The organism is Methylocystis sp. (assembly GCF_050251305.1).
In the GTDB taxonomy this organism is placed as follows: Bacteria; Pseudomonadota; Alphaproteobacteria; order Rhizobiales; family Beijerinckiaceae; genus Methylocystis.
Genome location: NZ_JBFWNB010000019.1, coordinates 13,257 through 29,059, shown reverse-complemented (window position 1 = coordinate 29,059; position 15,803 = coordinate 13,257). Strand labels below are relative to the sequence as shown.

Here is a 15,803-nt window from a genome sequence, read left to right as displayed (position 1 = left end):
TTTAGGCGCCCACGGCGTCGAAAAGGGCGCCGGCTTCGACAAGATCGAAATCCGCAATTTGCGCGCGCGCCAGCGGATCTTGTCCGGAGATCCATTGTTCGAGCGCGTCCGGCGCAGAGAGCGCGCAATTCAGAGCGCCGTTGACTTCGTAGAGCCCCCAGGCCAGCCCAGCGCGCCGGAGCGCCGCCATCAAGGCGTTCTGGACAATGCTGCGAACAAAGAGATGCGTCGCGGAGACGGGCGTTTCAACGGCTTCGCCGCGCGCGGCGGCGACGCATAACGCCTTGTCAAACGCCGCGTGACCGCGGCAAGCGAGCGGACGCACCTTATACGCGATGCATAGGTCGCCTTCGATCAGCGGACAGGCGTATTGGGCCGACATGCGCTGCGCCTCGGACAGTCCGCCGATCGCCTGGTCGGCGTCGGCGATGCGCTTGAGCAGCATGACGCCGCGTTCAGCGAAGGCGGCGGCGTTAACGGAGACGAAGCGCGCGAGCAGAAATATTTCCGGAGCGGTTGCGGTGACGCGGAGGCGGCAGCACGCCGCGCATTCTCCATGGCAGGCGAGCGCTGGTTCGCCTTCCGCCTGAATCGCGACATTTTGCGTAAAGCCATCGAAAGCTTGGGCGCAGAGCAGGGCGACGAGTTCCGGCCGCCCGCGGCGGGAGCCAATCGTTTCGCCAAAGGCGTGCGAGGTGGCCCTGAAGAAGTCAGAAGGGCTGTTGTCTCGGCTCACTGTCATGCTCCGCCATAGGCTGATAAATATGGTCGCCGCGGCGCCCGCTCAATGCCTGACGCTCCCGCCGCCATGACTTGCGTGCATGACTTGCGCGCATGACTTGCGCGCCACCATGCCGCCAGCGCCGCGATATCGGGCTCGACATATTCCGACAACCCGCCCGCAAAGCAATCCCAATCCTGCGAGACAGGCGCCGATACGGCCGTGATGACCGGGATGTCGGCAAGGATGGCGGCTCTAAAGGCGTCGCACAGACCGCTTCGCGCGGCTTCCAGCTTTCCAAATTTGCTCAGCACCACCACGTCAACGCCGCGGTCGATCGCCTGTTCTACGAGTCCGCACGCGACCGCCAATCCTCCCGGATCAAGATTACACGCCTCGGATCCGGCGCCGAGCTTCTGCGAAATGGGAATCGTTTCACCCGAGGCGATGTCTTTCACGCTGAGGCTCTTGCAGGCTCCCCTTACGCCGCACGCCGACTGCTCGATAACCCCGGCGACGCGGAACCCGCGCGACTGGAGCTCTCGCGCAAACGCCGAAAGCGTGCCCTGGAGTTCGTGACTCGTCGCGCCCTGAAGCGCAGCGATGCGTTTTGCAGGCCGGTCCATCTACGCCTCCAGATTCGCTAGTGGAATTTCGAGAGTTCCCGTTTCAACACGCGGCTTCGCGACGGCGTTTTTACGATCGCCGCAACGACGGCCTCGGCGATCCTGTCGCCGCGCCCGTCGCTGCCCGTCCAGCACGCCGCGCGGCCCCTCGGGTCGATCTCGACGAGCTTGACGCCTGCGGGCGCGTAGGCTCCGTCCCGCGCGATGCCTCTCAGATAGCCGTCCATTGGCGCGCATACGGCGACCCGATCCTGATAGCCAAGCACATAGCCCCGGAAAACCAGGGCGCCGACGTCGAGCGGGGTCCGCCAGACGCCATCGCAGGTCGAATAGACGAAACGCTCCCGCCCGGCGCCGCCCAGCGTCCGCGGAACGCCGTCGCCGGGCCTCGTTTGGCCATTCTCCACGAGCGCGCCGGTGCTGGCGGGATGGGTTTCGATCGCAACGTCGCAATTGCGATGGACCGCGAACTCCGGACCGACGCCGATGGTCAGCCGCGCGAGGCGACGCAGGTCCGGAGTCGTCCGGCTTTTCTGCATTCTGGCGTCGACGATGACCGTCGGCGACTTCAGCGTGATGATGTCCGTCAATTGTCGGTGCGTGACGACGACGCTTCCCGGAGCAGAGAGCGCGTCGACGATCTCCATCGCCGTTTCGGCGCGTCGCGCAACAATTCCGTCGACGTCGGCGCGATCGTCATAAAGCGCGTCATGGAACGCCATTCCGCGCCGAATGACTGGCGGGAAAGGGTCGTAGCTCATCACCACGCGATAGCGCTCCCAGCAGAGGCGGACCGCAATCGCCGAGGCGATTTCATTTGTCCCGAGAACGATGGCGAACAGATCTGCTCCGCTCGTCAGGAAATTATGCGCGCGCTTGTCGGCCATGGCCCAGACTCCTCACGGAGCGGACGAGCAATTCCCGGGCCACCGATATGTTATTTTAGTATATAGCGTGCTTCAAGGCAGTCCTGCGCCGCCGAGTTTTTCCGGAACCGTTTACTGAGCGACAATTGTAACAAAGTAAACAACATTCCATTTCCCGAGCTCAAGAGCGGCGGTCGGCCATGCGTCCGGTTCACGCGTGCGGCCAGTGGCGTTCGCGGAACCAGTTGCGGTAGTCCGACATCTTGGAGCGCTGCGCGTCCGGCGCGCGTCGCGTGCAGGTCGCCGCCTCTTCGCTCCCGTCCGACGCGCCCCACCGCAGTTCGACGCAGTCATTCGGGTTGTAGCCCATCTCGAGGTCCGCCGAACGGTCGATGACGTCTTTCAGCGAGAGCGTCCAGGCGGAGCCGTCGCTGCGCGTATAGGAGAATTTGCGCGCGGCGAGTTCGCTCGCAAGCGCGCTCTGCAATTGCGCCTTCACGCTGGCCGGACTCTGGCCAAACGGTATCGCATAGCGTTCGCTGCGCCGCGCGACGCGATCGGGATATCCGCGCACCACATCGATCGCGATCAGCAGGCGCAGATCGCGCGCCGGCGTCGAAAAATCCTCCCACGGCCCGTTGGTCGCAAAGATCGCCGGACCGTCGGGCATCGACGCCTCGCCGCGCCCGCCCTTCTGGAACTTCCGGCCGTTTTCGACCGCCGTGACGCGCGTCTTCACCTGCTCGTCGAGCGCCGTGATGGCCGCCATCATCGCGCGCGCCGGATCGAGCGGCTCGGGCGACATCACCTCGTCCATGCGATCGTAGAAATCCTCGGCGTCGAGCTGCGTCTGCTCGACAGAAAAATCGCTGTAGTGCGGATTCTTCGCGATCTCCGCATTGGTGAGCGCCCGTAGCCCGCCGCCCTTCTCATGGACGATCGGCCGGAAGCGCTTGAAGCCGGGGCTGCCGAGCGCGGGCTCGTTCGCGAACAGGAAGTTGCCGCGCCAGAATCGCTTGCGCGTGATGCTGCCGTCAGGCTCGGCGTCGACCGCAAGAAAGACGCCGGCGGAGTCCGGGGTCTGAGGAACGCGCTGCACGAGCATCATGACATGCCCGTAAGGATCGGCGTAGACCGTCCCCGGACGCAGCGTCTCCTGCGTCAGCGGGACGGTGTAAAAGTCGTTCTTGTCGGTGTTCGCCGATGTCCGCACGGAACCGGAATGGACGACGTCGCCCACGGCCCGCACAAATGCGCCAAATCCCGGCACGAGTCCCAACCGCTTCGGCGCCGGCGGTTTCGCGGCGGCGACCGGCGCGGCCGGCGCCGTCGGCTGGGCCTGCTGAGGCTGGGAAAAGAGCTGCTGCAGGAAGTTCCTGGGCGGCGCCGCGACGGGGGCAGGGGAGGGCGGCGCGGCGACGGACGCAACGGCCTGTTCCGGCGGCGGCGCGGGTCGGGTCAATTGTGGATGCAGCATGTCGAATCGCTCATAGCATCGCGGCGGCGATCCGCGGGAGCCGCGCGAGCAATTCGAATAGGCGAAGGGCAGGCCCATCTTGAAGGCGAAATAGGCGCGCAAGAAGTAGACGAAATCGGCGCAGTCGGGACGGAGCGACAGGGCGACCTTGTCTTCGCCGAGCCCGAGATGATTGAACAGGACGTTGCGCGACCGATCGCGCATCACTTCGTGCCACGCCTTCCAGGACTGCTCGGCTTCAAGCGGCGCGTCGAAAAGCTTGGCGATCCACGCCGAATACAGATTCTCCGTCGTGCGGCTCCATGTGTCGTTCAGCTGCCAGACGCGGCCTTCCGCCGCGTGCGCCGCCGACGGCTTGCGCGCGCTCACGGCGATGTCCTTGGTAACGGCGCCGCATGCGGACGAAGCGGCGTCGCGGGTGAGCGTCGCGCGCCATGCGCCGGCGGCCGGCGACGCAACTTCGGCGAACCACACATAGGGCGGTCCGCCCCGTTGCGGGCGCGATGTCGCGGCGACGCGTCCATCTGGCGCAATCAGCGAAAGCTCGCCGTCGAAGGGCTTTTCCGCCGCGACGAGGACGCGCAACGGCGCGCCTTTCCAGGGCGCCATCGGCGACGCCAGGACGGCGACATCGGCGTCGTCACAGGCGCTCGAATTTTGCGCCTGGGCCTGCGACAACGGGAACAGAAAGGCCAAAAAGACGCCTGCGATCGGCAATGACGCAGCGAATGGGCGCGTTGAAAACATCTTCGATCCTCTCTCGTTTCCTCAACGAAAACGGCGTCCGACGAGGTCTTGTCGCGACAGGTTCATAGAGTCGTTCAGGCGGAACGAAAACACGCCACAGAGTCCCAGACCTGACATCTATTTCACACGCTTGCAGGCGATGACCGCAGAATGGAACGCTGATCGACTTCGCGGGTGACTGACGCTCTGTCCATGTCTGCGCATGTGCCGCTTCGTAGCGAGAGGCGCGGCGCGCGACGTCATGCGCGACTGACTTAACCAGGCGACAAGCGAAAGCCGTCAAACCCGACGAGGGTCAAAGTGGCGCCGCAACGAGGCGGACGTAAGGCGACCGCGACTTTTTTCGCGTCGCGCGGCTCCGCTCGCGCTGATCGCTAACGACTGAATTCATTGGTATTTTCGTTTTCGGCGGGCAGCGCCGCCAAAACACGCGAAGGGTCGGCCGGACGCCAGCCCAGCCTTGACGGCGATTTGAACCAAATCAACCGCGGGCGGGGCGCGGCGTCAGCCCAAGCCAGGATGAGACGCCCGGCAAGAAGCGGCGCGCAATCGCTTCGAACCCGAAAACCAGGATCAGCGAGGCCCCCAACGTCGGCAGCAACACCCCTAAGGCGAGGATCAACATCATGAGAACGGGGGCGAGACGCGGCGGCGTCGCGAGCGCCGGCGGCGCGCCCAAAGCGCCCGCCGGGCGTCGCCTCAGCCACATCAGCATCGACGTCACGACCAGCGTCAGGAAAGAGATCGCCGTGAACAGGCCGAGCAGCTGATTGGCGACGCCGAACAGATGACCTTCATGCGCCGCGACGCCGACGCCGATGACCTTGTCGATGAGCGGCTTGCCGGAGAAATCCTCGCGCTTGACCACATCGAAGCGTGTCGGGTCGACATGCAACGTTTCCTGAAGCGGCCGATTTTGCGACTGTGAGCGCACCAGCCAATTCGGGTTCTTGGGAGACGGCGGCGCCAGCAGCACGGGCTCGGCGAGATGCGCGTCTCGCGCCACCGCGGCGACCTGGTCGAACCCCACGATACGCTCAGGCGACGGACCCTGCGTCATGTCTGCATGGCCAGCATGTCCGTCATGCGCTTCATGCTCGTTGGAGCCCTCGGCGGATATTTGGGGCGCCGCCTGATAGGCCGACACCCGCTGCGCCTTCGCCGAACTCGGCCCCGTGGTCCAGTCCATTTTGACTTGTTGCTGTGGCGTGACTCCCCGCGACCAACGGAACGCCTCGCCCCAGACCTTTGTCCAGGGCAATCCGGAGACAAGCAGAAACAGGGCGAAGAACGAGACATAGAGTCCGGTCACCGCGTGCAGATCGCGCAAAAACGGTCGGCCCTTGCGCGGGTACAATACGCCGCCAATTCCAATCGAATTGCGCGGCCACCAGAGGTAGAGCCCCGTCAACAGCATCACAATCGCCCAGGCGCCGGCAAGTTCGAGCGCGATTGCGCCAGCGTCGCCGAGGAGCATGGATCCGTGAATGTCGCGCATCAGCGTCGAAAGACGCCATTTCTCGGCCTCGACCCTGAGGATCTGCAGCGTGTCCGGGCGGACGAGCACGCGCTGTTCCTGGCCCTGCGCGTCCACCATGTGAACGCGCGCCGCGTCCGCCGGGTCGTATCGCAGTTCAAGGCCTTTGATGCGAGACTGCGGCGCGGCGGCGAGGGCCGCTTCGACCTGATCGTCAAGACTCCGCGCCGGGTCAGCGAGCGACATATGGGTGTATGGCCGGTCAAAAAAGGCGTCGATTTGCGGCTTGAAGAGGTAGACCGCTCCGGACAAGGCGAGGACCGTTACGAACGGGAGGCAAAAGAGCCCGGCGTAGAAATGCCACCGCCAGATCATTCGATAGAGGGCGGCGCTGTCGAGCTTGTTCTCCGTCATCCTGTCCGGCGAGGCGCCAGTCGTCAGCATATTGGCCTCCTATGCGCGCGCTGCGGCGCCCAACCTGCGTCCGTAACGATCGATCGCCTTCGCGGCCTTGCGTGCGGCGGGATGCCTTCTGTTCAGCGCAAGCTGCGACAGCGGGGCGACAAACACACGTGCGCGCGCATCGCCCTCGATCGCGAACTGGCACATGATATTTCCATCGTATCCATTGAGGAAGACGTTGACGATCCGCAATGTCGACGAGGTTGAGCCGATGACTCGCTTTGATTGCAGGTAGCCAAGCAGCGGCTGTCGCGCATGCGCAGCGGCCGGCAGGCTCCTTCGCAGCCGATCGAGGAACGGATACGCCGGATTTGCGGATGCGATCATGTGCTTTCTCCCAAGGAGCGCGCGCGCAATGACAACGCCGTCGATTCGTCGGCGCCGTCCTGAAACGGCGTCCGACATCTGTGCTGCGCGACGCCGCACGCCGGCGGCGCCGCTTTAGAACGCGACTCTGATCGTGCCCATCGCATTGAACGGCGCGCCTGGGTAGATACTGTATTTCGGCGTGGTGAAGTTGTTGTCCGCGGATTCGAAATATCGGGTGTTGGCGAGGTTTCGCAGATTGAGCTGCGCCGTCACGTCACTGCCCATGACCTTAAGCTTATAGGCGGCCATCGCATCGAGCCGCACATAGCCGGGCAGTTGGAAGGTGCTCTGATCGTCGCCCTGGCGGTTGCCGACCACGAAGACGCCAAACCCGAGGCTGAACCCACCGAGTTCGGCAATTTCCTTGATGTCCCATTTCGCCCAGAAGCTGCCCTGATAGCGAGGAACGCCAATCAGGCGGCGTCCGAGCGTGGTCGTCGCCGGGTCCGTATTATTGTCCTGGGTGACGCGCGCGTCGAGATAGGTGAAGCTGCTGATCAGGCTGACATTGTCGAGAATCTTTCCCGTCGCGTCGAGTTCTATGCCCCGGCTGCGCGCCGCGCCGACCAGGACGACCGCGGTCGGATCCAGCGACGTGATGTCGCGAACGGGAATATTCGTCTTCGTGAGATTGTATAACGCCAGAGTCGTCAACAGACGTCCTTCGAACCATTCCGCCTTCGCGCCGATTTCAATCTGTTCGCTCTTTCCGGGCGCGAAGGGCCGATTGAATTGGTCAACGCCCACCGAGGCGTTGACGTTGGGCCCGAAGGCCTGCGTCCAGCTTCCGTAAAAGCTCGCCCAGGGAACGGGCTGGACCAAGAGTCCGACGCGCGGACTGAAAGCCGAGTCGAAACGCGTGGGCGCAAAGAAAGTGTATTGCCGATTGGCCGTAGAAAAGGGATTGCCGGTGGCGAAGGGATTGATGTTGTAGGGTTGAGTGTAGATGTAAGTTTCCGCCAGGTCGCCGGTGGCGCCTCGCGCCTGGCCTTGCCAGAACCAGTCAAAGCGGCCGCCTCCGAGAATGTGCACTTTCCCGTCAAAAAAGGAAATGTGATCCTGGAAGTAGAAGCCTTCCTGGTTCGAGACGTTCGCCTGCCGATCGTTCAGGAAACGCGGCCGGTCATATACGCTTTGCCAGTTATAAAAGCCTGTGGGGATCCAGTTGTAGACGTTGCTGGTCCAGGGATAGTACATATTGACGGTAAACAAAGGATTCGTCGGGAAGAAGCGTCCCTGATTGCCGTAGATCGAGTGCACGTGCTGATAGTCGAATCCCAGCAGCGTGTCGTGATGGGCGCCGAGAAAGTCGAAATGCCCGAGCAGATCGAAATTGGTCCCGTAGACGTCCGAGTCGTTCTGTTGACTGAAGGGGATTTTCAGGACGTTGCCGATCGCGTCGACGCCGGACCGACCGGAGTAGGCGTCATTATGATGCAGGAACGCCCCCAGAAACCGCTGCTTGAAGGTGAAGGTGTCGTTGAACCGGTGCGTGAGCTCCGATCCGACAAAGATGTTGCGATTGGTCGACAAGGGCACGTGCGGCCCTTCAAAGTTGCGTGAAACCGGAAGGTCCGTCGGCCGCGTGGTGTTGAAGGGATTGACGGTCAGGCCGAGATTGGGCCGGTAATCCTGCTTGTAATATTCCACGTCCGCGACGAAGGTCGTATCTTCAGTCGGATGCCAGGCGACGCTCGGATTGAGGTGCACGCGCTCGGCGCGGCTGAAATCAACAAATCCGCCCGTGTTCAAATAGCCGCCGGAGAACCGGTAGAAGAGAGATTTGTCGTCGGTCAGCGCGTCGGCCGAATCCCATTCGGTGAAATAGTCATTATACTTGCCGATGCGCTGCTGGACCCAGTTGATCCGATTGACGACGGGGCGCTTCGTTATGAGGTTGATCAGTCCGCCAGGATCGCTGCGCCCATAGAGCATCGCGTCTGGTCCTTTCATCACTTCGATTCTCTCGATGTTCGAAGTGCCGAAATCGGTAAAGTTGGTCGGCGACACCGCCAACAGGCCGTTTCGGAAGATGCGCGGCGTCAGGAAGCCGCGAATACGGGTAAAGGACGCGTTGCCGCCTTGCGTCTGCGCCGATTGCACGCCGCTGACGTTTTCAAGCGCGCCTTTGATGTCCGTGACGCTCTGATCCTGGATCACTTCAGCGGGCACGACCTTTACCGAGGCGGGAAGCTGGATGACCGGAATGGCCATCTTCGAGGCGGTGGTCGTGGTCTTGACGACGTAGCTGTCCTGCCGACGCGGAATCCCCAGGAGCGGCTGAGGCTCGCCCTGGGACGGTTGTGAGACGGCGCCTTGCGGATTGCCTGTCGCGGCGCCCCTCGACAATTGCGCGCGCTGGGGCTTTCCGGTCGTGCGGCCTCCGATATCGATCGTAGGCAGACTTTGTTGTGCTTCGGAGACTGATGACCAGCATACGAGAGCGACGGCGCCGGCGGAAACGCCGCGCAATAGAGAGCCGATAGACATGCGATTCCTCTGACGCGGCTTTCGCCGCATTTCGAATTGGACGGAAGAGAAGGGGATGCGGCCTGCCTGAAGGCCGCGCTGAGCCGGTCAGAGGAAAGAAGGCGGCGCGCGCGACGACCAGGCGCTTGTCCAACCGAAGTCCGAAGGGCCCGGTTCATGCGCAATGGCGTAGACGACATATGCGTGCGTCGCCGGCGCGAAATCATAGGCCACGCTGAAGAGGGCGCCCAAAAAGAGAGCGGATAAATCACGGCCGCTCGTCTTGCAGAAAATGCAGCACTGAACGTGCTCTTGCCGCCCATGCGCTGGAGCTTGTCCATCCCCCAGCGCATAGCAAGACGCGACGCCGGGCGCGACTGAGCCGTCTCCAACGCCTGGAATTCCGACAGGCGCCGCATCGGCGCGCAGGCTCGCTGCAAGAAAAAGGCAGATGGCCGCTATTTGCAGCCAGGCCGCGAACAAACGACAGGCCCGAGCGCTCGCGAGCATTTTAGGCAGCGCGCCGCACGAGGGCATTGAGCGGGCGCGTCGATCCGACTCGCTGGACGATGTGACGGCGCACCCGAACCGGATCGCATTTCCCGATTTCGAAACGCGGCTCATCTTTCGGCGCCCTTTTCATCCCCAAGTCGCAGCCATCTTTGCGTTCCATTGATAGCCGCCCTAACCTTTCAGCAGCCTGTCAATGCGTTTGTTGCTGGCAAATGTCCGCAAATGTGGCATTTGAGCCACAGTTGAACGCGCCTCGCGCGGGTCGAGCGTTGCAGCTGCGCGCCACGGAGCAATGACGGATGCGGATCTTGCTGATCGAGGATGAGAAAGAAATGGCGCGCCTCGTGGCGTCGCTTGTCGCTCATTCTGGATTTCAGGTCGATGTCGTTGCGTCGATCGATTGCGCGTTGGAAGGGCTACGCGAACATTCCTATGACCTGCTTCTCCTGGACCGAAGGCTGCCCGATGGCGACGGCGCGTCGATCATAAAGTCCGCACGGCAGGCGCAGCCCGGAATTCGGGTGATTCTGCTCACCGCATTGGATGCGTTGGGCGACAAGGTTTCCGGCTTGAATGCGGGAGCCGACGATTATTTGACAAAGCCGTTTCAAGGCGAGGAGCTCGTCGCCCGCATTCGAGCCTGCTTGCGGCGGCCCGGCGGCGACGCGCGTCCGCCGATCGTCGTCGGATCGTTATCGTACGACCTTCAGACCGACGACGTTTTGATCAACGGCGCAGCGATCAAACTCTCGCGTCGGGAACTGATGCTGCTGAAAGCGCTCATGCAGAGGGTGAGCAGGGTCACGTCGCGCGAGTCGCTGCTCACCGACATTTATGGATTCCAGGACGACGTCATGGCGACGGCTCTTGATACGATCGTTTCCCGGCTTCGCCGGAGACTGTCGGAGTTCGAGGCGCGGGTGGAAATTCATACAGTGCGCGGGCGAGGGTATCTGCTCGCGGAGAAGGGTCCATGAAGTCGCTGCCTCTCGCGCCGCGCGTCGTCGGCTATCTTCTCATCGCTCAGTTGTTTGCTTTCTTTTGCGGTTGGATCATTTCGACCGCGCTGTCGATGGCGGGAATCGGCGTTTTTCCGTCGTCATGGGACTCGCTGGCGATTTCGCGCGCGCAACGGCAGGCGATCGCGTCGCTTGCTGCGGATGGAGACGGCACCGTCCGCATTACGCCGACGCAAGAACTCCTGTCCGAGGTCCGTCGCGCGCCCCATATGCGTATCGCCGTGTTCGACAAATTGAAGCAGGCGCTGCCCGGATCAGACCCGGCGCTGGTTTCCATTCTGACTCCCGTCGTCGGCATCAGCCCGACGCATGTCCATTTTGCGCTTCCTGAAGATGACAGTTTTGCGCCCGAGGGATTCATGGCGCCGATGAACACGCAATTCGGACGGCTGCATGTCGCGGTGCACGGGCAGAAATTCCAATGGAACGATCTGATCGACGCCTGGGCGTTCGACATCAAAGTGCTCGCCGCCTATTTCGCGATGGCGGTCGTGCTTTCCACTGCGACCGCATGGTTTGCCGTGCGAAACGGGCTTTTGCCGCTGCGGCAGATCGCTCATGAAGCCTCGCTCATCGATATGGACACTCTAGGAAATCGGTTGAGTCTCGATGTCGTCCCCACCGAGGCGATGCCGCTAGTTGGCGCGATCAATCAAGCGCTCGATCGACTTGACGTGGGAACGCGACGGCAACGACTGTTCACGGCCAACGCCGCCCATGAACTGCGCACGCCAGTCGCCGTGCTGGCGGCGCGCCTCGACGCGCCGCGCGAACCGAATTTCGAATTCCAGCTCAGGCGAGATGTTTGGCGCATTTCCCATATCGTTCACCAGCTGCTCGCCGAAGCGCGCGCCGAGGAGCAGACCTTGCCTCTGGACGAACTTGTGGACGTCGCCGCCCTGGTGCGGGCGATGGTCGACGACGCCGCATTGCTCGCGATCCGGGACAGCCGTGAAATCGAATATCTGGGCCCCTCAGGCGCCGTCCTGGTTCGCGGCAACAAAGGCGCGATCGAAGCGGTTATCGCCAATCTGATCGACAATGCGCTTCGCGCCGAGCCCCCCGGCGGCTCGGTGGCGATCAGAATCGATGAGAATGCGACGATCGAGGTGATCGATCACGGCGCTGGCGTCGCCGAAGATGATCGCCAGACGATTTTCGAGCCGTTTTGGCGCAAGAGCGAAGGCGCATCGGGCGCCGGGCTTGGCTTGGCGATCGCCAAGGAGCTCGTCAGCAAGCTGCAAGGAAAGATATGGGTGGATCGCACGCCCGGCGGCGGCGCGACATTTAAAGTCTCGCTGCCGCGCGTTGGCCCTGCGGCGACGCCGACCGCAAACTCCGTCGCCGCGCGCTAAGCGCCGGATCCGTCGATCGGCTCTTTCACTGCCTATTGCTCGCGGACCTGATGCGGCGTGTCGATTCGTCGAGCGCGATCGCCTGTTCGGCGCCGGACGCGCTGTTCGGGAAAGCTTAGACCCCCCCAACGACGCACCGGCGGCGCCTTTTGGGAATTGCGCCGACGCGCGTCGACCCAGACGTCGCACAGGAATGTCGAACCGTCGCCTGCCGGTCGGCCCGGATACGCCGCTCTCGGCCGACCGTCCGTCGGCGTGCGGCTCTAACGTCTTCCCTTCGGCCATCGACGGCGGTCGATCAGCGCGCCAAGCGCCCGACGCCGCGCGCGCTGGCGTCGGGGCGTCGGCGATCAGCGGCCGCGCTCCGCCATGCTCACAATTCCATCGAAATGGCCCAGGAGGGCCAGCGCGGCGGCGCAGCACGAAAACGTCCGATTGGAGTCTGTTCGTTCGCTACGCATCACATTGATGGTCCGCCAGCCATCTCGATTACATCTTAAGCAAATGCGATGCTTGCTACTTTGGAATGAGAATAAATTCAAATAATACATAGCAAAAGTACCACACATGAAATAGAAGAATTCTGATTTATGAGTACTTTGATTGACCGTCTAAGCATAGCCTAGCTATGTTCGCCTCACATGCCGCGTCCATTCGCGCTGCAAAACAGTAAAGGCGCAAGAATGACCGAGAATCATTCCCGACTGTCACGCATCGATTTCCCGGCCATCGGGAAAAAATCCCTGCTTGTTTGCAGTCTCGGCGCGCCGATCATGGCCGCCTTCGAGATCGCGCCGGCGCAGGCGCAGAACTCCCAAACGCTGCCTCCGGTGACGGTCGACGCGCCGCACGAAAAGCCGCAAGCCAAAGTGCGGCAACAGCCGCAGCGCCCGGTCGCGTCGGGCGCGCGGGCGAGCGCGCGTCCAAGCGGCCCGAGGCCGCATGTCGCGGGGGCGAATCGCGGGACGCGATCCGCAGCGCCGCAGGCCGGTCCTGCGCTGCTGTCCGGTCAGCCGAGCGTTGCGCCGTCTCCGCCGACTGGCGAGATCGGCAATCTTCCGCCGGCCTACGCCGGCGGCGAGGTCGCGCGCGGCGCAAGGCTCGGCATGCTCGGCAATCGCGACTTCATGGACACGCCGTTCAACGTGACGAGCTACACGTCGGCGCTCATCGAAAATCAGCAGGCGCGCACGTTGCAGGATGTGCTGGAGAACGACCCCTCCGTTCGCATGACCACGTCAGCGGGACACATTCGCGAGAATTTCAGAATCCGCGGCTTTCCCGTGCTTGGCAGCGAACTCGCGCTCAATGGCATGTATGGCCTCGCGCCCGACGGGCATGTGCCGACAGAGTTCCTTGAGCGCGTCGAAGTGCTCAAAGGCCCAGGCGCGCTGCTCAACGGCATGGCGCCGTTCGGCGCGGTCGGCGGCTCGATCAATCTTGTCACCAAACATGCGGGCGACGCGCCAATCACCAGCGTCAGCAGCGATTTCACGTCGAGTTCTCAGTTCGGGACGCATATCGACGTGGGGCGGCGCGGCGGCGACCGCAATCAGTTCGGCATACGCTACAACGGCGTCTTCCGGAGCGGCGAGACCGCGCTCGACGATCAGTGGAAAGTGCGGGGCGTGAACGCGCTTGGGCTCGATTTCCGCGAAGAGCGCGTAAGGCTGTCGCTTGACGCCTATCACACCCAGGAAATCTTCAAGAATGGCAGCGCCTTCATGGCGAGCTTCAGCGGCATTGGCGTGGCGGCCGCGCCGAGCGCAAGCACGAATCTCTTTCTCGGCTCGAACGCCCGGTTCCAGAACGCGGCCATCGAGGCCCGCGGCGAACTCGACATCGCCAAGAACGTCACGGTATTCGCGGGCATCGGCTTTCTCGACAGCCGAAACTTCGGCTTCACCAATGGAACTCAGGCGGCGGGCGTCAACCCGCTCGGCAACTACAGCCGAGCCCGAATCGTCAATCTGCGCGGCTACACCAACTCGCTGTCGACGCAGGGCGGCGTGCGCGGGCAGTTCGACATGGGGCCGCTGCGTCATCAATTCGTGCTGAGCGCCTCGGCGCTGAAATTCAGCCAAAGCTCCGAATTCGGTTTTGTCTCGCCTTACAGCTCCAACATCTATCTCCCTGTCACGCCGCCGGTGGCGCCTCCGCCGCCGTTCATTCCGGGCACCGCGTTCCGCGCTGGCCAACCCTATTTCACCACCGATCCGAGGAAGACGGGCGAAACCTATCTGGCGAGTCTCGCCTTCGCCGACACCATATCGGCCTTCGACGAGCGCATTCAGCTCATCGGCGGATTGCGCAGCCAGCGCGTTATGACCAAGACCTTCCAGGCCAATACGGGCTTGGAGACGAACTCCTATGACAGCCATCGTCTCTCGCCGGCCTTCGCGCTGATCGTCAAGCCGTTCGACAACCGACTGTCGCTTTACGCCAACTATATCGAAGGGCTCACTCAGGGCTTGCGCGTCACCAATCCGGCGGCAGCCAATTACAATGAGTCGTTTGCGCCATTCGTCTCCAAACAGATCGAGACCGGCGCGAAGCTCGATCTGGGGATTCTTGCGAATACGCTGAGCTTCTACCAGATCACGCAACCGACGCTGGCCACCGTGACCACGAACGGCCTGATCTCCTACAAGCCTGTCCAGCAGCGCAACCAGGGCATTGAGTGGAACGTCTTCGGCGAACCGATCCCGGGCGTCCGCGTGCTGGGCGGCGTCTCCTATATGATCGGCGTCATCACGCAAAGCGCGGACGGAAAAACGACCGGAAAAAACGCGTTCGGCATACCGCGGTGGCAGGCGAACTTCTATGGCGAATGGGATCTTCCCTATCTTACCGGAGTGACCGCGGAAGGCCGCGTCGTCTATACGAGCGCCCTCTATGTCGACTCGCTGAACTGGTACCGCATTCCGGAATGGGCGCGTATCGACGCCGGCGTTCGTTACGCGACGAAGGTTTACGGCGCGGACATGACGCTGCGGGCGAATGTGACCAATCTGTTCGACCACAGCTACTGGTCCGGCGCATTCAACGATGGTTACGCCACGCTCGATGCGCCGCGCACAGTGCTGCTTTCCGCGACCTTCAACTTCTGAGACGGGAGGGGACGATGAACCTCTCGGCCGCAACCCTGCAGTTCGCAGCCTGCATCGCCATCGCGACGGGCGCCGTCAGCCTCTATCTCGGCGCGCCAAACCAAGGTTGGCTGTCGCGCGCCTTGCCGGCATGGCCGAGTCGAGTCGCTGGCGCGGCGTCGCTGCTTCTTGGCGCCCTCCTGTGGCGTCAGACGGTTGAGCTCTCAACCGCGATTTTCGCGACGCTCGCGCTGACCATGCTTCTTTTCATCGCTTTTCCGTGCCTGGCGGCGCTGCGAACCGTTATCGGAAACGCGCCATGAGTCAGATTCGACGCGACTGGTTCAGCAAAACATCGGCCGGCGCCATTTTAGGCTTCAGCCTGGCGATCGCGCTCGCAGGGCTGTTCGCTTGGTTGAGTCCCGGCGGCTTGACGGCGCCGAACAAGTTTCAAATCGTGATGTGGCTCATCGCGCCGATCTGGCTGTCGACGCTCAGTTTCTGCTTCCTTTTTTCCAGCGGCGTGCGCGCCTGGCTCTGGCTCGGCGCCGGCAATCTCATCGCCTACGCCGGTTTGTTCGCCTGTCGTCATTTCCTTCGCTAATCGGGACAA

Annotated in this window: 12 protein-coding genes; 5 read left to right on the top strand and 7 right to left on the bottom strand. The window is 62.7% G+C overall.

The window, feature by feature from the left end; translation table 11 throughout:
- Position 1: 1 nt before the first annotated feature.
- The 7 genes from AB7F41_RS08530 to AB7F41_RS08500 form a co-directional block, all read right to left on the bottom strand.
- A complete protein-coding gene (locus AB7F41_RS08530) occupies positions 2 to 742 on the bottom strand; it encodes a YkgJ family cysteine cluster protein (protein ID WP_428384643.1) in 741 nt (246 codons plus the stop codon).
- Entirely contained in the window at positions 739 to 1,347 is a 609-nt protein-coding gene (locus AB7F41_RS08525) for a DUF2478 domain-containing protein (RefSeq protein ID WP_428384645.1), read from the bottom strand. The genes AB7F41_RS08530 and AB7F41_RS08525 overlap by 4 nt, the downstream gene beginning before the upstream one ends.
- 17 nt (positions 1,348 to 1,364) lie before the next feature.
- Positions 1,365 to 2,234 (bottom strand): xanthine dehydrogenase, encoded by an 870-nt coding sequence (locus AB7F41_RS08520; protein WP_428384647.1) that lies wholly within the window; start codon positions 2,232 to 2,234, stop codon positions 1,365 to 1,367.
- Positions 2,235 to 2,424: 190 nt separating this feature from the next.
- Positions 2,425 to 4,437 carry a hypothetical protein gene (locus AB7F41_RS08515; RefSeq protein WP_428384648.1) on the bottom strand — a complete coding sequence of 671 codons (2,013 nt, stop codon included), beginning with the start codon at positions 4,435 to 4,437 and terminating at the stop codon, positions 2,425 to 2,427.
- Positions 4,438 to 4,918: 481 nt separating this feature from the next.
- Complete coding sequence (locus AB7F41_RS08510; RefSeq protein ID WP_428406505.1) at positions 4,919 to 6,358, bottom strand: PepSY-associated TM helix domain-containing protein; 1,440 nt, start codon at positions 6,356 to 6,358, stop codon at positions 4,919 to 4,921.
- Between the two features lie 9 nt (positions 6,359 to 6,367).
- Positions 6,368 to 6,703: a hypothetical protein gene (locus AB7F41_RS08505; protein ID WP_428383106.1), complete on the bottom strand. Its 336-nt coding sequence runs from the start codon at positions 6,701 to 6,703 to the stop codon at positions 6,368 to 6,370.
- 114 nt (positions 6,704 to 6,817) lie between these two features.
- Positions 6,818 to 9,094 (bottom strand): TonB-dependent siderophore receptor, encoded by a 2,277-nt coding sequence (locus tag AB7F41_RS08500; protein ID WP_428383107.1) that lies wholly within the window; start codon positions 9,092 to 9,094, stop codon positions 6,818 to 6,820.
- Positions 9,095 to 10,026: 932 nt separating this feature from the next.
- Here AB7F41_RS08500 and AB7F41_RS08495 point away from each other — a divergent pair.
- The 5 genes from AB7F41_RS08495 to AB7F41_RS08475 all read left to right on the top strand — a co-directional run bounded on the left by AB7F41_RS08495 (position 10,027) and on the right by AB7F41_RS08475 (position 15,794).
- Positions 10,027 to 10,704, top strand: a complete 678-nt coding sequence (locus tag AB7F41_RS08495; protein ID WP_428383111.1) for a response regulator transcription factor — start codon at positions 10,027 to 10,029, stop codon at positions 10,702 to 10,704.
- A complete protein-coding gene (locus tag AB7F41_RS08490) occupies positions 10,701 to 12,101 on the top strand; it encodes a sensor histidine kinase (protein ID WP_428383113.1) in 1,401 nt (466 codons plus the stop codon). Before AB7F41_RS08495 ends, AB7F41_RS08490 begins: the two co-directional genes overlap by 4 nt.
- Before the next feature lie 683 nt (positions 12,102 to 12,784).
- On the top strand, positions 12,785 to 15,211 hold the full coding sequence (locus AB7F41_RS08485) for a TonB-dependent siderophore receptor (RefSeq protein WP_428383114.1): 2,427 nt from the start codon (positions 12,785 to 12,787) through the stop codon (positions 15,209 to 15,211).
- A gap of 14 nt (positions 15,212 to 15,225) precedes the next feature.
- Complete coding sequence (locus tag AB7F41_RS08480; RefSeq protein WP_428383116.1) at positions 15,226 to 15,513, top strand: hypothetical protein; 288 nt, start codon at positions 15,226 to 15,228, stop codon at positions 15,511 to 15,513.
- Positions 15,510 to 15,794, top strand: a complete 285-nt coding sequence (locus AB7F41_RS08475; protein ID WP_428383117.1) for a hypothetical protein — start codon at positions 15,510 to 15,512, stop codon at positions 15,792 to 15,794. The genes AB7F41_RS08480 and AB7F41_RS08475 overlap by 4 nt, the downstream gene beginning before the upstream one ends.
- Positions 15,795 to 15,803 lie beyond the last annotated feature (9 nt).